Origin of the sequence: Paenibacillus sp. PL91 (assembly GCF_012935325.2) — a bacterium.
GTDB lineage: Bacteria > Bacillota > Bacilli > Paenibacillales > Paenibacillaceae > Pristimantibacillus.
Window position 1 is genome coordinate 120,757 of the sequence record NZ_JABBYG020000017.1, and the last position, 18,768, is coordinate 139,524.

Annotated in this window: 13 protein-coding genes and 1 pseudogene; 2 read left to right on the forward strand and 12 right to left on the reverse strand. The window is 47.0% G+C overall.

What is annotated here, in order from left to right; all coding sequences use genetic code 11:
* Positions 1–15: 15 nt before the first annotated feature.
* The 10 genes from HI950_RS27980 to HI950_RS28025 all read right to left on the reverse strand — a co-directional run bounded on the left by HI950_RS27980 (position 16) and on the right by HI950_RS28025 (position 16,070).
* Positions 16–3,129, reverse strand: coding sequence for a glycosyl hydrolase (locus HI950_RS27980; RefSeq protein ID WP_169088491.1), 3,114 nt, complete (start codon positions 3,127–3,129; stop codon positions 16–18).
* A 37-nt stretch (positions 3,130–3,166) separates the two neighbouring features.
* A complete protein-coding gene (locus HI950_RS27985) occupies positions 3,167–4,051 on the reverse strand; it encodes a carbohydrate ABC transporter permease (protein ID WP_169088489.1) in 885 nt (294 codons plus the stop codon).
* A gap of 14 nt (positions 4,052–4,065) precedes the next feature.
* Positions 4,066–4,971, reverse strand: coding sequence for an ABC transporter permease (locus tag HI950_RS27990; RefSeq protein ID WP_169088690.1), 906 nt, complete (start codon positions 4,969–4,971; stop codon positions 4,066–4,068).
* 85 nt (positions 4,972–5,056) lie between these two features.
* A complete protein-coding gene (locus HI950_RS27995) occupies positions 5,057–6,757 on the reverse strand; it encodes an extracellular solute-binding protein (RefSeq protein ID WP_169088487.1) in 1,701 nt (566 codons plus the stop codon).
* A gap of 133 nt (positions 6,758–6,890) precedes the next feature.
* Positions 6,891–8,549, reverse strand: a complete 1,659-nt coding sequence (locus HI950_RS28000; RefSeq protein ID WP_169088485.1) for a type 2 periplasmic-binding domain-containing protein — start codon at positions 8,547–8,549, stop codon at positions 6,891–6,893.
* Between the two features lie 36 nt (positions 8,550–8,585).
* Complete coding sequence (locus HI950_RS28005; protein WP_169088483.1) at positions 8,586–10,217, reverse strand: response regulator; 1,632 nt, start codon at positions 10,215–10,217, stop codon at positions 8,586–8,588.
* The gene (locus tag HI950_RS28010; RefSeq protein WP_169088481.1) at positions 10,192–11,961 is read right to left on the reverse strand and encodes a sensor histidine kinase; all 1,770 of its coding nucleotides are present in this window, start codon (positions 11,959–11,961) and stop codon (positions 10,192–10,194) included. The genes HI950_RS28005 and HI950_RS28010 overlap by 26 nt, the downstream gene beginning before the upstream one ends.
* 300 nt (positions 11,962–12,261) lie before the next feature.
* On the reverse strand, positions 12,262–12,465 hold the full coding sequence (locus HI950_RS28015) for a hypothetical protein (protein ID WP_169088479.1): 204 nt from the start codon (positions 12,463–12,465) through the stop codon (positions 12,262–12,264).
* Positions 12,466–12,684: 219 nt separating this feature from the next.
* Positions 12,685–13,662, reverse strand: a complete 978-nt coding sequence (locus tag HI950_RS28020; RefSeq protein ID WP_223285547.1) for a glycosyl hydrolase — start codon at positions 13,660–13,662, stop codon at positions 12,685–12,687.
* A 230-nt stretch (positions 13,663–13,892) separates the two neighbouring features.
* On the reverse strand, positions 13,893–16,070 hold the full coding sequence (locus HI950_RS28025) for an alpha-galactosidase (protein ID WP_169088477.1): 2,178 nt from the start codon (positions 16,068–16,070) through the stop codon (positions 13,893–13,895).
* A 206-nt stretch (positions 16,071–16,276) separates the two neighbouring features.
* Here HI950_RS28025 and HI950_RS28030 point away from each other — a divergent pair, with 206 nt between their 5' ends.
* Positions 16,277–17,095: an AraC family transcriptional regulator gene (locus HI950_RS28030; protein WP_169088475.1), complete on the forward strand. Its 819-nt coding sequence runs from the start codon at positions 16,277–16,279 to the stop codon at positions 17,093–17,095.
* Positions 17,096–17,116: 21 nt separating this feature from the next.
* Here the strand turns inward: HI950_RS28030 and HI950_RS36115 are convergent.
* Together HI950_RS36115 and HI950_RS28035 are read right to left on the reverse strand one after the other, a co-directional pair.
* Positions 17,117–17,235, reverse strand: a pseudogene (locus HI950_RS36115) (GNAT family N-acetyltransferase); the annotation flags it as partial.
* A 202-nt stretch (positions 17,236–17,437) separates the two neighbouring features.
* Positions 17,438–18,280, reverse strand: coding sequence for a helix-turn-helix transcriptional regulator (locus tag HI950_RS28035; protein ID WP_169088473.1), 843 nt, complete (start codon positions 18,278–18,280; stop codon positions 17,438–17,440).
* Positions 18,281–18,396: 116 nt separating this feature from the next.
* On the opposite strand from HI950_RS28035, the gene HI950_RS28040 reads away from it, so the two are divergent.
* Positions 18,397–18,768: beta-galactosidase (locus tag HI950_RS28040; protein WP_187768178.1), on the forward strand; the 372-nt coding region annotated here is incomplete at its 3' end.

Consider the following 18,768-nt stretch of genomic DNA (forward strand, 5'->3'; position numbering starts at 1 on the left):
TCTTATCACCTCGTTCTATTTGCTGGAACGCAGCAATCTAACCGGATCTATTAAACCGTATGGAGTACCTCTGTATTCGGTCGTATAATCGTTGTCCTCGGGGTGGAATGACCACCAATCCATCCATTTAGGATTAGTATCCAATTGATGGAGCGGACCAAACAAATTGCGCGGGCTGCCTACGACCTCAATAACGACTCGATTTTCTCCATCTGTCACTAAAAACGGATCCAAATCCACATAGGCTTCGCTTCGCCAAGGAATCATCTTGCACGCCGCCCCATTCACTTTCACGTCCATCAGCACAGCTTCATAACGGCCAAACACCAGACTGTATCCGTTGCCTTCGTTAGTTTCCTTCTCAATCTCGAAACAATAATTCATACTGCCGCAATAGTAAGGATAACCTTGACTACGCCAGTCTCCGTAACTCAGATTGCTAGGTTCGTCCACAATTCTGCGATAAGAGTCAATCGCAAAGTCTCCTATAATATAACCGTTCTCCAGCTCCATGTCGTTGCAGTACGCGATAAGAACATCAAGCGTGTTCACACCCTCCCGCAAAGTCGGCAGCTTCACCTTCTTCATGCTCACATCCAAGTAGTAGCCTTCTGGTTCTGCCTCAACACGCTTACCATTAAGCTCAAAATCGAAGCGGTTCGCATCCTCGAATACGAAGTACGTATCGGTCGAAGGTACTTCGGCTACAGTGAACGTAAATCGCAGCTCGAATGGTGTCTCGTTACCTGGGTGTTCCTCATGAATCCAGAAATACCGCTGCAGATTGCCGGAATGCAAGACTTGGCGCATGTCAAGCCGCTCGCGAATGATCCGCTGGGCTTTCCAGACCTCCATGGGTTCCGACCACTGCTCTTCCCCCATTCGAAATTGGCATTGATCGAGAATAAGCGCATTAGGCGCGGACCGTTGGAAGGAAACAGGCTTCAGCTCCGTTAGCTGTTCATGGCCTGAGCTAACAAGTTCGCTTTGAGGAACAGCCATTTGCTCCATTCGCTCAAACGGAGCATTCCCTATAACGTAAAGCTTGGACTGCGCCGGTTCAAAATTTTCTTTGAACGTAACTCCTCCTTCTTCCAAGCGAACGGATCGTGTTATTACTTTCCCCGTCCAAGCATCCCATTCCTCCAAACATTGGCCGCTTGAGAGTCGAATCTCTACTTGATGACCATGATCCCGATCATTGTTTACGATAAACACAACTGTACAGCCGTCCATTTGCCGATGCATATGAAGAAACGGCTTCGCTTCTACGCCCGCCTCATCCTTAATGCTTACCGCCCTTGACGCAGACCCGTTCAGCAACGTCTCCAGCTCATCAGCATCCTGCAATCGGATAAACCCTTTATGATCAAGCAGCTCCTCCAAACGATGAAGATTCTCCGATCGGCCATCCACTAATGATGGCATAGCCCCGAACGCAGCTACTTTGCCGCCTCCGTCCATATAAGCGAGCAGCACCTCAACCGTGGAGGACATCAGATTGTTAAGAGACGGAAGAATAACGAATTCATAGCTGGCCTCGCCAACGATAAGCCGCTCTTCGTCAGCCCTAGCGAACTCCTTCATGATCAGCTCGTCTCCTAGATCATAATCGACATGAAGCTCGACTAGACGGTTAACGAATGCATTGAACGACTTGTCGTAATCCGCCAGCAGCGTCTCGTTGCCTGCGTTGTTTTTCCATGCAGCCGAATGGACGCTTTGTCCTAGCTTCGTCCATACTGAAGTGGAGGGATGGACGACGAGCACGTTGCGGGTAAGCTTGCCTTCGCTCAGCACCGCGCTAAGCCTTGCGTAATAATCCTCCATCTTCCGGTCATGGTTCCACCAATTCGTATGATAGTTGAAGGATGGCGGGTAATCGCGCTTGCGGCACCCTCTGAGCGAATACCAGGAAAGGTGATGGGTCAACAGATTGACCCCTAGCGCATATTGCCAATCGCCGATCCATCTCCTATTCTCGAAGGTCAAATCCCAGCCCGTAACACCGTACGTCTCGGTAATGACCCGCTTCTTCCCCAACTGATTGGCAATGCTGGAAACTTGCTTTATCGTCAAATGCTCGGCCGTCTGCTCACACAGCGTATCGACGCCTGGTATATCCATATACCGATAATGCAGCATCAAGGATCCGCTATGCTGGACCTGTCCTACAATGCTGCCTTCGGAATGAAAATGACCGGTGAGCTGTATGCCTTGCTCTCTGCACCAATCGCCGATTTGTTTCGTATACGATTCGCTGAACGTCTCTGCCACCGTTAACCAATAGTCATGCCGAATTTGAGCAGAAGGTTTCCCTCCAAAGAAAAAGAAAGGAAGCAGCTCCCAGATCGAATAGCCCCTTCTCCGTTCAAACTCGCTTGTCAGCACCTCGCTCCAAGCGATCCAAGTTAGCTCAGGCTCTTCCAGCCGTTCGGAAAATCCTTTCACCGTCGGTTCGTCGGTAAATACGCCAGGTACGGTTTTGCCGAATTCCTCCCCTACCGCTTTCCGATACGGTTCATAATTTTTCTCGATAAACAGCCTTGCCGTCTCCGGATTCATTAAATCCGTATACGTATCGCCATGGCACCAATCGTTCATAGCAGCAATTCGAACCCGAAATACAAGGTAAGTTTCGGCACTTCCATAAAGCCTATTTCCGCCTTTATCAGATACAAACCGGGTCAGCTCTGTTATTTGATCTCCCTTGATGACTGCCTTATAAGCGGCAACGATCGACGCATCGCCAGACTCCATGGATTGGCTCAAACTCAGCGTCAGCGCCTTGGCGCGTACCGCATCGCCGCCCGCCTTCGGAACCAATCCGCCGCCCATGCCGGAGGAATAACGATCTTCATCGTACAGCCAAGCTTTCATGCCGGATTCCTTTGCCTTGGTCACGCTTCCCTTGATACGTTCCATGAATTCATCGCTCAAATAGGGGGTTTCCAAGCCCTCGCGCACATGCATCATAAATCCACCCATGCCTTGCTCCTTGAAGCCGTCGATCTGACGGTCCAATTCCTCCTGCTTCAAATCATCATTCCAAGCCCAGAACGGAACAGGGCGGAACGGGATTGCCGGATCCATGAATGATTGTTTTAATTGGTTTCGATTTCGATTCATTGGACACCTCTCTGATTTCTTGATCGTAATAAACGACTTACCCCTTCACGCTTCCTAATACAAGCCCTTTAACGAAGTATTTTTGCAAGAATGGATAAATGCATAGGACAGGCAGCATCGATACGAACAACTGAGCCGCCAAGACGGTTCGGTTTGAGATATTGGCAATCAGCGACAGATCGTTTGCATTCATATTCGTTAAGTCCCTGGCCACGATAACGGTACGCAGATAAGTCTGCAGCGGATAATGGGATGGTGAGTTCATATAGATCATGCCGTCAAACCATGAATTCCAGTGAAAAATAATCGTGAACAGCGCAATCGTAGCCAAAGACGGCTTGGATATCGGCAAGTAAATGCTCCATAGCGTTCTCCATGCGCCCGCTCCGTCCATTTGCGCCGATTCCTCCAGCTCGGCCGGCTGCGTGCGGAAGAAATTAAGCATGAGCACGATGTTGAAGACATTAACCGCAGATGGAAGCACAAGCGCCCAGATTGAATCCATTAATCCTGTTTCCTTGACGACCATAAAGGTCGGAATTAGTCCCCCGTTGAAGATCATCGTCACGACGAAAAACCATGAATATACGGATCTCGAACGAAACTTCAAATTCGATTTGGACAGCGGATAAGCTGCGAGAACAGTCAGCGACAAGCTTAGAAGAACGCCAAGAATTAGCCTTTGAAAGGATACGCCTACCGTGTTCATAAAAATATGGTTGCTGAAAATATATTTGTAGGAGTCCAGATTAAATCCGACAGGCCATACGGTTACCCACCCTGCCGTAACGGCCGCATTGCTGCTTAGCGACATCGCCGCCATATGAATAATCGGGAACAAGCAGGTTAACGAGAATAGGGCAAGAAAAATATAGTTGGCATACAGAAATAGCAGCCGGGAAGGCGTGCGCCGTTCAATCATAAGATGATACCTCCTTAGAAAATCCTGTAGTTGGCGAGCCTGTAAGCGAGCAAGTAGGATGTACAAATAAAGACGAAGGATACGAACGACTTGAACAAGCCGACAGCAGTCGCTACGCCGTATTGCATTTGCTCCATGCCGATCCGGAATACGTACGTATCCAGAATATCCGCGCTGGAGTAGACTTGAGGACTATATAAATTGAATACTTGGTCGAAGCCCGCATTCAAAATATTTCCAAGACTTAGGACGCTGAGCAGCACAATTACAGGTCTCATGCCTGGAAGCGTGATATGCCACATTTGCTTCATATGCCCCGCACCGTCTAGCGCGGCAGCTTCATATAACGATTTATCGATGCTAAGTATTGCGGCCAAATATACGATCGTATCGAAGCCGAGCTCCTTCCAGATATGCGAAGTGACGATGACAAAGCGGAACCAAGGGCCGCTTCCGAGGAAGTAAATCGGTTCGAAGCCTAGAAATTGCAATAGATTGTTGATGATGCCTCCCGAAGGCGACAAGATATCGATTAGAATGCCGGATAAAATAATCCATGAAATAAAATAAGGCATGTAGACGACTGTTTGAACGGTTCTTTTAAACATTGCGCTTTTCACTTCGTTAAGCAATATGGCCAGACCTAGAGGGAACACGATTCCGACGACCATTTTCATTAATGAGATTAATAGCGTATTGCCAATCACCTGCAGCGTATCAGGCATGCCGAATACGTACTTAAAGTTGTCAAAGCCGATCCACTCCGAGCCGAACCAACCGTTTGAAGGAATAAAATCTTGAAAAGCGATGACGATGCCAACGATCGGCCCATAGCTGTAAATAAGCACCAGGATGACCGCCGGCAGCAGCATCATATGATAAGCTCCAGTAGAAAACCGACGTTTGCGGGTCCCTTTCATCTCCATCGACATGCACGCTCCATCCGTATAGAAGGAGGGACGACTGAGGTCCCTCCTTCTCTTCTTTTTTTCAATTCATTAACGATTACTTAGCAGCGTCCCAATCATTAACTTCCTTCGTTACATCTTCAAGTCCGAGCTTGTTCAGCTGGCTGACGAATTTATCGAAGTTATCGATGGAGTCAGAGCCCATAATAACTTTCGTGTAGTATTCGATAACGGCTTGCTCGATCGTTTTCAAGCGATTTTTCATAGCGTCCGTTGAAGCGCCGTAAAACTCGTCCATCTTGAACAGGTTATTGTTCACGTACTCGTTCATGTACCTGAAGGAGCCTGTTTCACCGAATACCTTCTCGAATTGCGCATTGGCGTTGTCGCCGTCTTTGTATTTTTGAATGTTATCGTAATAGCCTTTTTCCTCGGCATTCAGCTTAGACGCATCTCCAGTCTTGAATGCCTCCGTCACCTTCAGGTGGGCTTGCAAGTTTTTCTGTGCCTTCCAAGCCTTTGCGACCGCATAGTGATGCCCTGGGGCAGGCGCCGGTCCCAAGAACTTATCGAACTCCTCTTGCGTTGTATCGCCGTAGTTTAGCTCCGTCCAGAAATTGATCAGCTTCATAATCGCTTCAGGATGCTCATAGCCACTGCGCATCACAAAGTAGCTTTCCACGTTCAGCTTGATCTGAGGATTAGCGGGCTTCTCATCTTTGGACACGATCGGATAAGCCAGCCAGTTCGAATCCGGGAAATTGTCCTTCGTTTGCTGCATCGGGTACATGCCGTTCCACATCGCGCCGAAGTTAAAGCCAACAAGTCCAGATGCAGCCAACTCCGCTGCTTTGCCCGAATCCTTGGCGCCGAAGTCCTTCTCGATCAAGCCTTCTTTGTATAATTTGTTTAAATACGCAAGGGCGTCCTTTACTTCCGGCTGCGCACTGCCGTAGACGAGCTTGCCATCCGCGGCGCGAACCCACGCTTTCGGGTAAGCATCGAATGCATTGAATAGGCCGAGCGCTTCGGCGACGCCGGGAGCTAGGAAATCCTTGTTCAGCATGAGGCCGACCGTATCCTTCTTGCCGTTGCCGTCAGGATCCTGCTCTACAATAGCTTTCATTGCAGTGTACAGCTCGTCCGTCGTCTTCGGAACCGGAAGACTCAGCTTATCGAGCCAATCCTGCCTAGCCCACAGGAAGGACGCGCCGTCGATCGCGGAGTTCGTGCCCGGAATCGCTATCAGCTTGCCTCCGAAGGTTGCCGATTCGAGCGCCGTATTGCCTTCCTCCGTAATAATCTGCTTCGTCAATGGTGTCGAGAATTTCTCGTATACGTCCGTTAAATCTGTATATAGATTCGTTTTGGACAAGGATGCCAGCTGCTCTTGACTGACGCCGATCAGATCGGGAATATCGCCCGAAGCAATGGCTACGCTCATCTTCTGCTTCGCAGCGTCTCCGCCTTTCGTATACCATAGAGGCTTAATGATAATGCCAAGCTCTTCTTTATAGGCTTTAATCCATTCGCTGTTTTCCCATTTTTCTTCGGTAAATTCATCGGCGATGGGATCTCCGATTCCAACGCCAACTGTCAATTCAATAGGCGGATCGAACTTGGCCGTCGGATCAACCGGAGCTTCGGTCACTGCATTCGCGCCATTATTGCCACCGTCGGTTGACTGCCCGTTGTTAGGTGCATTGTTGCCGCCGTTAGAGCTGCACCCCGCTAGAAGCGAGATGCTCAGAAGCGTTGCTACCGCTGATGTCATTGCTTTCTTTTTGTTATTTGTCATGCTTGCTCCCCCTGTCATTCTTAATTTCTTACATAATAAGTTTATCGTCCGATAGGAAAGAAAGCGATTTCACAATTCCGATAATCCTTGCACTCTGCCGACTTCATAAAAAAAACAGACAGTGTCTCTCCTATCATTCCTTGGAGAACATTACACTGTCTGTTTTTTTCCATACATTAACTTCCTTCGTTATTTCATCAAGCCCGATCTGACCAAGATTGGCGACGAAAGCATCGAATTGGTCAATAGTCTCTGTCCCCATAATCACTTTCGTGTAATATTCGGAAATCATCTGATCAATCGTCAGCAATCGAGACCTCATCGCTTCCGTAGAAGCGCCGTAAAACTCGTCCATTTTGAATAAATCACGTTGTACATAATCGTTCATGACGGCGTAGGAGCCCGTCCTGCCAAATACTTTCTCATACTGGGCAAAAGAATCGTCGCCGGCACTGTATTTGAGAATATTGTCATAGTAGCCCTTTTCCTCGACATTCAGCTTGGACAGCACTCCCGTCTCGAGAGCGTCTTTAATATCCAAATAAGCTTGCAGGTTTTTATTCGATTTCCATACTTTAGCTACTGCATAATGATGGCCGGGAGCCGGAGGCAGACCAAGAAATCGATCGTACCTCTCTTTCCCCGCATCGCCGTAGTTCAGCTCCGTCCAAAAGTTTATCAGCTTGATCAAAGCTTCCGGATGCTCGTAGCCACTTCGAACGACGAAATATTGCTCCACATTCAGCTTAATTTGCGGATGAGCGGGCTGTTCATCCTTGGACACGATAGGGTAAGCTCTCCAGTCGGAATCCTTGAATCTATCTTTCGTTCCTTGCAACGGATACATGCCGTTCCACATCGCGCCGAATACGACGCCCCCTCTTCCGTTCGCTGCAAGTTCTGCTGCCGTAGGTGTGTCCATCGCCGCAAAATCGGTCTCAATGATTCCTTCCTTATACAAGCGGCTCAAAAAGGCTAGCGCATCTTTCACTTCAGGCTGAACGCTTCCGTATGCTAGATTTCCGCCTTTGTCTTTGACCCAAATTTTCGGATAAGCATCAAAAGCATTAAACAAACCGATAGCTTCCGCCAAGCCTTGATTCAAAAAATCTTTGCTCAGGACGAGTCCGATCGTATCTGCCTTGCCGTTGCCATCAGGGTCTCGGTTCTCAAAAGATCTCATGACCTCTTCCAGCTCGCTCGCCGTTTCCGGTACTTTCAACCCGAGCTTGTCCAGCCAATCTTGGCGAATCCACATGAATGATGCTCCGTCAATAGCGGAGTTAAGCCCTGGAATCGCTATAAGCTTTCCGTCAAACGTAGCGGATGCTAGCGAACGCTTGTCGTCCTCATTCAAAATCGATTTGGTCAGCGGTGTCGCATAGGTTTCATATATGCTCGTCAGATCGGTATACAAGTTGGTTCTCGAGATCGCGGATAATTGTTCACTGTTAACGGCCAACAAATCGGGAATTTTGCCGGAAGCGATCGCAACGCTCACCTTCTGCGTGATCGCTTCCTTTCCCTTCGCATACCAAGCAGCCTTCATATCAATACCCAATTCGTCCCGATAAGCGCGTAACCAAACGCTATCCTCCCACTTCTCTTCGGTAAAGTCCGACATGACGTCACCGATCCCTACTCCGGTCGTCATCACCACACTTCCACGACCATCAGGCGGAACGCTTGCCTGGTCTCCCGCCATGCCGGAATCGTTCGACTGGCCGGCGCAGGAGACCAGTATACTTGCCGCAAGAAGTATGAAGGCAAACTTCATGCTCCGTTTTTCCATTCTCAACCCCCTCAAAGCGATTTCCCTCCTCCCTCCTTATGCTGTCCGAAATTCCTGCGGTGTCTGCCCCGTTTCCTTCTTGAAGAAGCGACTGAAATAACCGGCAGACGTAAAGCCAAGCGCCTTGGCAATATCCTGCACGAGTCTTTGCGGCTCAGAAAGCATTTCTTTGGCTTTTTGAACCTTCAAGGCCGCGATATATTCGGATATTGTAATGCCCTTCGATTGCTTGAACATTCTAGATAAATAATCCGGATTCAGGTATACCTGCTCCGCAAGCTTTGTTACGGAAAGATCGCCATCCAGATGGGTTTCGATATAATAAATGATTTTCCCTAGCACGTCTCCCCGCATTTTGGAAGACTGAGCCGCATGATAATGATCGAATAAATTAACGATGTGCTCAAGCGTTGCTATGCTTTCCTTGCGCGAGTGAAAAGTCGCAGGTTGGAGGAGCTTAGCAATATGAGGAGCAGTGGATGAGTCGCGGTCCAATCCGAATTTGTTGGTAGCCGTCAGAAGCCGCAGTGCAACCGCGCAATACATTTCCATATACCTCATCTCGTCGATTGCCTCCCACTCTGCGTAGGATCTGAGCTCCGATAGGATCGACTGCACTTCGTCCTTACGCCCGGATTCGATGTACGTCTCCAGCGCATTCGCTCGTTTGTGGAACACCTCGATGAATCCACGTACTTCTTCCTCATCCTGCTTGGCCATGAACGGCAGATTTTTGTCCGTTATGATAATTTGCTTCGCGTCATAATAACGGGACAAGAAGGCTTTGAGGATAGTGAACTGTTTAGATGTGTCGTCCCATTCTGTGAACTTATCCGTAAGCGCAAACGAGAATGTATGTCCCGTTGATTTCTCTGCTGTTTGCTGGATCGTTTCAATCGAACCTTGCAGAAAGGTTATAAGCCGATCCTGCGTTTGAAAGCCGTTCTCGCGAGCCTGAATGAACAGTACATAGTACTCCCGATTATAAATAACATCCGCATAATCTACATAGGAGGACAGAAAACGAACACATATAGAGTGAAGAGCCGTGAACAATAGCTCCTTGTCGGGCAGCCTTAAAGCAGTTGTGGCCAAATCCATCCTCGCAACCGCCATAATGAGCGGCCGATCGATAGCAAGTCTGATTCCGAGTCCCTCCAACGTCTGCGATGTGAGCTCTTCCTTGGGCTGTAATCCCTCCAGCAGGTCGGATAAGAACAGCGCGCGATGATGACCCGCTTGCTGCCGCTGGATCTCGCGTGCTTGCTTGATCAGCATGTCCATCTTCTGCTGCTCCTCGAGCTCCGCTATCGTTTTGCGAACCGCCTCGACTATCGCTTCGTCTCCCTCGGACTTCAGTATATAGTTTTCGGCCCCGTTCTTGATCGCATGATGTACATAATCAAATTCGTCGAAGCCCGTTAGAAAGATAAGCCTGCACTCCGGCCAGCTTTGCTTGACCCGGTCACCGAGCTCCAAGCCCGACATCTTAGGCATCTTTATATCCGACAGCAAAATGTCGATGCGCTTCTCCGACATGGCCCTTAGCGCTTCCAGTCCGCTGGATGCCTTGTACAGCTCAAGCCGGTGGCCTTCATTTTCCTGAAATAGCTCGTGCAAACCGTCAAGCAGAAGCTTTTCGTCATCCACGATTAACATCCGATACATCTGCCATCGCACCTTTCCGCTCGATTATCAATTCTATTTTTAAGCCTCCAAGCTCGCTTCTGCTAGCCCGCAATCCGCTTCCAGCACCGTAGCTGTATTGAAGTCTCTTATGCACGTTCAAAATCCCTGTAATCTCCTGAGCTTCTTGGTCTCCTATCAGAAGAGCATTCAGCTTCGCCAAACCATTGTCGATGTCTTCACCATTATCCTCCACAACAACGACGGCTCTTTCTATTTCATCCAGAAATCTTACCCGGAGCATGCCACCTTCGGTCACGTTTTCTAAACCGTGCACGAATGCATTTTCCACCAATGGCTGGATAATGAGACGGGGGACCGATAATGGCTTGAGGCTATCTGGCACTTCATCAAACTCGACGGACACGCGGTCCGAGAATCTTGCAAGCTGGAGCATTACATAATTGCGAGCGTGCGAAGCTTCATTCTCAAGCGGCACCGTATCTCTCTTATTGCGTGTGATGAATTGAAAATACTTGGCGAGCTGATTCGTGAACTGTATCGCTTCCTCGTCTTTCTGCATCTTAATAAGACGGATAATACTGAATAAACAATTATAAAGGAAATGCGGGTTGATCTGAGACTGGAGTTGCTTTAGCTCCGCATTTTGCCGATGAATCTGCTGATTGTACACCTCATCGATGGATACCTTCATATTGATAAGCATTTCATTGAATTGTTCATATAAATATCCGAATTCGTCATCCTTGTCATGGCGAATATTAAGTTCGAAATTGCCTTCCTCGACTCGCTTAAAGGCACGAACTAGCTTCACCATCGGTTTATTAATTACTCTGTTGATATAGTACAGATAAAGCGCAACCATCATAACAGTCGCCCCGAAGAATAACCAAAACCATTGAATATACTCTGATATCGTCCGAAACATCGTAGGCTTGTACAAATAATGATCGACATATAAATGGCTCTCCGACAAACCCGAGTGAACGAAGATATAGTCTTTACCCAAATCTGCGGGGGGCAGCTTGTTTGATGATTTTGACTCAACCTGTACGAGCTTTCTATAATGCTCTTTAATTGGTTGCTCAAGCTTATCATCCGCAACTGCAATTATATTATTGTCATTGCTGCCTAGTCCGAGAACGAGTGCACCCGTAAATTCTTTTTCTAACGCCGCTCCAACCCCCCGCTTCAGTTCGCTAGATCGCAGTTCGATTTCAACGATAATTTCTGGAGTATCTTTATATTCACTCTCAAGGGGGTATGCGACGATAAGCAGACTATCGTTATATGAAATAATGTTATAGGGATCATTAAGCATCGCAGGAGTAATCACATTCTCCTTCATCAAGCCATATCCATCGACAGCCGAAATTTCTATTCCGATGTTTGACAGATATAGTCGTGTGTCTACGATTAAGTCGCTGCTATTCCGGATGGACACAAGCTTTGCCCGTAAAAAATGAATCAATTCGATTTTGCGATAAGGTTCAAGAATGTCGTACGCATTGACCAATTGGATCAGATACGTATCGTTCAGCATGTCATATTGGAGTGAATTAAATCGGTCTAGTGTCCCGTTAAGCTCGCTTATATAGTTCTCGGACTGGGTTTCGGCAGAGTCCACGATATCTTTCCTGAGCAGGCTGGATGCCCAACTATATAATATTCCCGCAAGAATATAGATCGGAATCGTTGCGGCAATGAAAGCAATAAACAAACGTTTATAAATAGATGATTGCCATAAGCGATGTGTAAGCTTCATTTCCATCCCCTATCATAGACACGTGTTAATATTTTATTATACCCATCTGCTGAATGGCATAACAATGGGACAAATCCGACTCTTCTTTCACTTTACCGATGCATTGGAAGGTACAGTAAAGCAAGTATATCAAGAGTGCTTGTCCAAATAAGGATTCTACGAAACAAATGATATGACCAGATAACGGTCAAACAAATGAAATCGCCCTCCGCTTCAATGGGAAGCGCAGGGCGATTTACAAACGAGAGATCACCTTATACAGTTCTGAACATATAAATGACGGAATTTCACTCAGTAGTATTAATCTTCTTTATGCCTCGCCAAGAACCCGTCTAGGATTTCTACCATTGGCCCATTTTCCAACGGTCCTTTCAACTCGTTCCTAACCAGCAGCAATGCAGCTGCAGGAGTCATTTGAATAGTCCGGAGCGCTTCGATCAGAGTATTCTCTTCGTCACTGAGTCGTTTTATGTATTCCAGCTCCATCGGTTCAGGTGTTATCACCAGTATCACTCTCCTTCAGGAGGGTGTGACTCTCCTTGAAAACATCACTCGTCCTTGCATAATACGAGGAAGCGCTGTCACATTTCCCCTATAGCCAAAATTGATCACAATTATCCAAGGCGTTCTTCGTTTAGTGAGTCAACGCTTGCTGTTTCCTTCTCTATTCCTCCGGCACAGAACTCAGAAAAACGCTAAATAATATTGTAGTCAAAAACTGGATTAATACAGTACGGGTAATTTATCGAGTGTAATCGCATATTCATGATGGTACGCCTGGAGTAGTTCCTCCTCGGAAGTCCACTCTGCAGTCGATCCAAATTCGTTTGACCAGATCATGTACCAAACCCACGGAATTCTAGTTAAAGAGAGTTGATTTATGCTAGGCAGCACCCCAATCTCTCCTAATGCAACTAACTTCGGTTCTGAGGTTATGCGCACGAGTTCCTCGTATTCGGGCTGCAAATCCGTATGCGTATGCTTGGGAGGGTACAGGTCTCTTGATATCACATCAGTCACATCATCACCTACATATCCTTCCGCCAAAGGTGAGTTCCAGACCCAGATCAGATTATTCAGAGCATGAACGTGTGTATATCGGTCATACATAATGCGGTACAACTGCTTAGCAACCTCTGGGCCTTTGTGACCCCACCAGAACCATTCCCCCTCGGCTTCATGGAAGGGTCTCCACAGAATCGGAATCCTATTCTCGCAAAAAGGCTTCAGGATATCGGCCATATGATCCATATCGGAAATCAACGCCTTATACTCTTCCGTTCCTTCTATTACAGCCTTGGAGGCGTCAAATGTTGTATTATTCGAATAGAATCCCTTATCCCAGCTTCCAAAAGGAGAGAACCAATGCCAGGTGAAGGTGATCAAGCCTTTTCGTTCTGCCCATTCCCAAGCCCGGTCAAGCGTGTTTCGGTTCTCATCAATCTCAAGCAGGCACTCTGCACTGCTGTTTTCATAATTAATATTCGGCGAATAACTTAACAGCTCAAAGCCACAAAGCGCAGGAAGCTTCCCCGTAATCTTTTCGATATACTGGAGTTCCTTTTGCGAATTGGTTTGCGTGTGTTGGCCGGTAATAATAGCTTTGCCAGCTATCCCGCTCAAGTACTGTAGTACTGCTTTTACTTCGTTGAACGCATTCGGATTGCAAGGTGCCATAGCAGCGATATTCGGATTTTCCATGGGTCACTTCCTCATTAGGTATAGGTTCGACATTAAATCAGACAGTGCATTAAAAAAGAGCCGTCCCCCCTCCGCTGGGATGGAGAACGGCCCTTAACTTTTCATTCAAAATAAATTACTTGGAAGACCACAGCTTGATCCGATTTTGGATATGCTTAGTATAAGATTATTCCATTCTGGTATCCTTGTACTCCTTACTAAAACGTAACCGGAATTAATGGAGTCAGGCCTTACCCTGCCTTAACTGCTTTAAGTCTGAACCATCCACTTTCATAGTCTTTCTGATGATAAGCAAGGTGTAGTCCCAATTGCATGAGCCTGTCTCCCCCATAGCTTGACTTTTCTCCATGGTCACCGGACCAAACTTCGTATTCAAGTTCCGGGTTAAGACCATCAAGCCGCAAGGTTCTTCGCGTTGCATTCGGCACAGCCATCACTTGGAAATAGTACACAACGGCTTCTTCTTTGTCTTCGGATACAAACATCCACGCCGATTCGTTCCCTTCAAATGGACTCTTCAAGCGATACAAGTCACCCTTTTGAACTAATCCACGAATTTGCTTGTAGGTTATGACTTGGTTTTTGACAATCTCTTTTTCTTCATCGCTGAATTTGGTTAGATCAAGCTCATATCCAAAGTTTCCGGACATGGCGACGTTCCCTCGAAAATCAAGTGGCGTTATCCGTCCAACTTGATGGTTAGGAACGGCTGATACATGAGCTCCAATTGTACTTACAGGGTAAACAAGACTGGTACCGTATTGTATCTTTAACCGTTCTACAGCATCCGTATTATCACTTGTCCAGGTTTGAGGCATGTAGTAGAGCATTCCAGGATCGAAGCGGCCTCCTCCACTTGAGCAGCTCTCAAACAGAATATTCGGATATGCTGTGGTGATGCGTTCCAACAGCTCGTACAATCCTAGAACATAGCGATGGGCCGTCTCCGATTGACGTTCAGAGGGAAGTGAAGCGGAACCCATTTCAGTTAGAGCGCGGTTCATGTCCCATTTCACATAAGAGACCGGCACGCTGGAGAAGATCGCTGAAAGGGAGTCGTAAATGTAATCTCGAACTTCCTTTCGAGTATAATCCAGCACGAGCTGCCATCTTGCTTCGCTGCGCCTGCGTCCAGGAACATGAAGACACCAGTCCGGATGCTCCCGGTAAAGATCGCTGTCCGGCGATATCATCTCGGGTTCAAACCAAAGTCCGAATTTAAGCCCAAGCCGATTAGTGCGTTCCGCCACATCCGCAAGTCCGTCCGGCAGCTTCCGGCGATCCTCGTACCAATCTCCAAGAGAAGAATTATCGGAATCCCGCTTGCCGAACCAACCGTCATCCAAAACGAACAGCTCTATTCCTAGCTTCGCCCCCTCTTCCGCTATTGCTAACAATTTATCAGCATTAAAATTAAAATAAGTAGCCTCCCAGTTATTGACTAGAATCGGCCGCTCTTTATCCCGATATCCCCCTCGGCATAGCCTTGTCCGGTACAAGCGATGATAAGTACGCGACATCTCACCCAATCCTTGCTTAGAGTAAACCATAACGACTTCCGGTGTTTGGAAACTATCACTTGGATTTAGCAGCCATGTGAAATCAAAGGAATTCACTCCCATGCTAATTCGCGTAGATCCGAATGAATCCACTTCAGCTACCGCTTCAAATCCGCCGCTGTATACTAAGCTGAAGCCGTAAGCTTCACCATGGTTTTCCGTTGTTTCCGGAGCGACCAACGCGGAAAAGGGGTTTAACTGATGGCTGCTCATGCCTCTCTTGCTATCGATTCGAGTCTCACCTTGATGAAGCGCTCTACGGGTTATATTACCTTCTCGAGCCCAGGCTCCGGAAAGATAGATGATTTCTAAGTCCCCTTTATCCAGGAAGTCTATACTTGCACTTAGTGCACGGAGAAGCCGAAGCTTCTTTCCCCCTTCATTGCTCAACCGTGCAGAACGGATAATGACATTCCGGTCAGCGAAGACAGTATAGATAAGGATAACTTTTAGACCCGAATAGGCATCCTTCAGCTCCAGCTCCAAAGTCTCTGCTTCGGTTTCATTCTCTACATAAACGGCTGGAAGTCCAGCTAATGAAGGCTTCCCCCTAATGAGCTTGTAACCTTCGTACTTTAACTCCGTAATTCGAGTTCCATCCTCAAGCTCTACTTGATAAGCTGGGTTACGAAAGTCCCCGCTCCCGTATTGAGGGTATTCTTGGAATAAGCGATCCAATCCAGCCTTCTCTGGAGTGTGAATTAATAAATCCGCCATGGGTTCACGGTGCTTCAGTTTGTCTCCCCAATATACATGAATAGGATAACCGTCCACAATTTGAATAAGATAACTCATGCCGGCCGACTGCAGGTGAAAAAGCCCCGTATTCTCTTGAACAATGATGCCCATAAAACTTCTCCTCTCAATACTGCCCATTCAAAGCAAATGTTTTAATGTGTTCTCTAAATAAAATATGGTTTTAAGATTGGCACTGATTAATAGATGCTATGTCAACTATACAGGAATAATATATCAATACTTATTAATGAGTACATAGCATGATGCTCACTAATTATGTTATAATGCTTGGTATTTTAATATTAAGGAGTTATACCATGATTGAGTATTTGTCACGAAGCAAGCAGCACACTGAATTGTATTTAACTCAATTTGGCATTGAAGAATGTATTCCGAGTCATTTTTTTGGGCCAGCCATAAGAAGTCACTTTCTTCTCCATTATATTTTGGACGGAGAAGGGATCTTTGAAGTCGACGGAAACAAATACCGGCTTCAGAAGGGTCAAGGCTTTCTTATTTGCCCCGATGTCATTACTTATTATCAAGCCGATTCCATAAACCCTTGGTCATATTGCTGGTTTGGTTTTGACGGAACACTGGCGGAATTGCTCCTCAAGCAAGCAGGATTAACGAAGGTATGTCCAATCCTCAACTATGGTAAAGACGATAAAATCTATAATTATTTGAAGTTAATGGCCGAGGCCCATAGAAATCATAAAGCGAGAGAAACCAGACTGACCGGTTTGCTTTACTTGTTATTATCCCTACTTACAGAATATGGTCCGGTAACGCCAACTGCGCAAAAGGAAAGTCGCGCGGAAATTTACGTTGAAAAGGTGAAGGACATCGTCGAAACCAACTTTGCTCAGATAATCACCATAGAGGACATTGCTCGCATAGTCGGACTCAATCGAAGCTATCTTTGTTCGTTATTCAAACAACAAATGAATACTAGTATCCAGGAATACTTAATTCGTATTAGGATCCAAAAAGCATGTGAAATGATGGGGAACGTTGAGCTGTCGATAGGTGATATCTCCCGCTCCGTCGGCTACAATGACCCGTTGCTCTTCTCCAAAATGTTTAAAAAGATAATAGGAGCTTCCCCTAAGCATTACCGAACAGAAACCCAATGATAATCCATCCGGCTGCCTTTACTAAGTGTCTATGAGTGTCTTGGTCATAATAAAATCTATTTGTTCTTCATCTCCCATATAAAAGGAGTGAGCTCCCGTTTGAACAAACCCATTTTTTTATAAAAATCTACATTGTTCTTCCGCATCTTCCTGCCATAGAAGATAGAGATGCTTGAGGTATTCTTTTCCTAATGCCTGCTCAAGCAAAGCTGGCATTTCACTGAAATCCTGAAAAAATCGCGATATCCCATTTGGATAACGCGATTTTTATGTCTAATGATTTTGCTTCCCAGTTGACTAGGTACACACTTACTCCCCGAACGTACTTGGACAGTACATATGTTACGACTTCTGATAGCTGCGGCGGAAGGCGCCGGGTGTGAGCCGTTCCAGCTTCTTGAAGATTGCTCCATAATAACTGGCAGATTCGAAGCCGACTTGATGAGCAATATCCTGCATCCCGGGCTGCACATTGTCGAGCAGCAGTTCCTTGCTCTTGTTGATCCTTACCTGATTGACATAGCTGATGGGACGAATGCCCGTCGTCTTCTTGAACAAATGGCAGAAGTATTCCGGTGTGACGCACATCAGTCCGGCGAGCGTCTGCAAAGTAATCTCTTCGGCATAATGCTGATCAATATAGTCCAGGACCGGCTTTAACCGCTCATACTGTTGCCCTACGGTATCGCTGCCCTCGACAGAGATGCGCTGAATAATCTCCGTCAATAAGGTATAGAGGATGGCGGAGCAGGCGTAATTGCTTAACGTTTGCTCTTGCGGCGTAAGGGCAGCTTGCAGCAGCTCCCGCATTCGGGATAGAAGATATTCGGGCGATGTGAGCGCGAATACGCATGTGTCTACAATGCCGACTGTTTCAAACAAGTTCGCTGACCCGCTGCCATCGAAGATGATCCAGTCGACTTCCCAGCTCCCCGATAAAGCATAGTATTCGTGCTTCTGGCCGGGGAACAGCAGCATGCCCATGCCTTGCTTGACGATATACTCCGTTTCACTTAGCTTGAGCTTGCCCTCGCCACTGCGGCATTGAATCCACTGATAATCCTGAATGCCTGGGTCTCGGCGTATGTGCTCCTGTTCATGATGCAGACCAATGCCAAGCAAATAAAAAGGGAGCAGCTTGTCTCGGGCGGAAAGTACCGGGAAAGCGCGATTGGGATGAGGCATGCGACCAACTCTCCTGTTATCTTAATATTATTATATCGTATTAATTATTTAAGATATTCACTCGAATTAATATAGCATATAATCGCAATATATTGATGTATAAAGGAGATCACAGGATGACGATTAAGATCGGAATTGATTATTATCCAGAGCAATGGACTCCCGAGCTATGGGAGAAGGATGCAGCGCTTATGCAAGAGACGGGTGTTGCTGTTGTGCGAATGGCGGAGTTCGCTTGGAGCCGAATGGAACCGATCGAGGGTGATTATCGGTTTGAATGGTTGGATGCGGCTATAGAAGTATTCGCCGCGCGCGGCATGGAGATCGTGTTATGCACACCTACCAATACCCCGCCGAACTGGATGACAACCCGTTATCCGGATGTGCTGCCAATGGATGAGCAACGTCAAATAATCCGGCCGGGTGTGCGTGGACATCGTTGCAACAACAGCTATTCCTTGAGAATGCTGGGCTCCAAATTTGTGGAA

Bases quoted from the DNA above. Each gene is read 5' to 3' on its own strand.
- HI950_RS27980 (WP_169088491.1), bottom strand. From the start codon at position 3,129: ATGAATCGAAATCGAAACCAATTAAAACAATCATTCATGGATCCGGCA.
- HI950_RS27985 (WP_169088489.1), bottom strand. From the start codon at position 4,051: ATGATTGAACGGCGCACGCCTTCCCGGCTGCTATTTCTGTATGCCAAC.
- HI950_RS27990 (WP_169088690.1), bottom strand. From the start codon at position 4,971: ATGAAAGGGACCCGCAAACGTCGGTTTTCTACTGGAGCTTATCATATG.
- HI950_RS27995 (WP_169088487.1), bottom strand. From the start codon at position 6,757: ATGACAAATAACAAAAAGAAAGCAATGACATCAGCGGTAGCAACGCTT.
- HI950_RS28000 (WP_169088485.1), bottom strand. From the start codon at position 8,549: ATGGAAAAACGGAGCATGAAGTTTGCCTTCATACTTCTTGCGGCAAGT.
- HI950_RS28005 (WP_169088483.1), bottom strand. From the start codon at position 10,217: ATGTATCGGATGTTAATCGTGGATGACGAAAAGCTTCTGCTTGACGGT.
- HI950_RS28010 (WP_169088481.1), bottom strand. From the start codon at position 11,961: ATGAAGCTTACACATCGCTTATGGCAATCATCTATTTATAAACGTTTG.
- HI950_RS28020 (WP_223285547.1), bottom strand. From the start codon at position 13,662: ATGGAAAATCCGAATATCGCTGCTATGGCACCTTGCAATCCGAATGCG.
- HI950_RS28025 (WP_169088477.1), bottom strand. From the start codon at position 16,070: ATGGGCATCATTGTTCAAGAGAATACGGGGCTTTTTCACCTGCAGTCG.
- HI950_RS28030 (WP_169088475.1), top strand. From the start codon at position 16,277: ATGATTGAGTATTTGTCACGAAGCAAGCAGCACACTGAATTGTATTTA.
- HI950_RS28035 (WP_169088473.1), bottom strand. From the start codon at position 18,280: ATGCCTCATCCCAATCGCGCTTTCCCGGTACTTTCCGCCCGAGACAAG.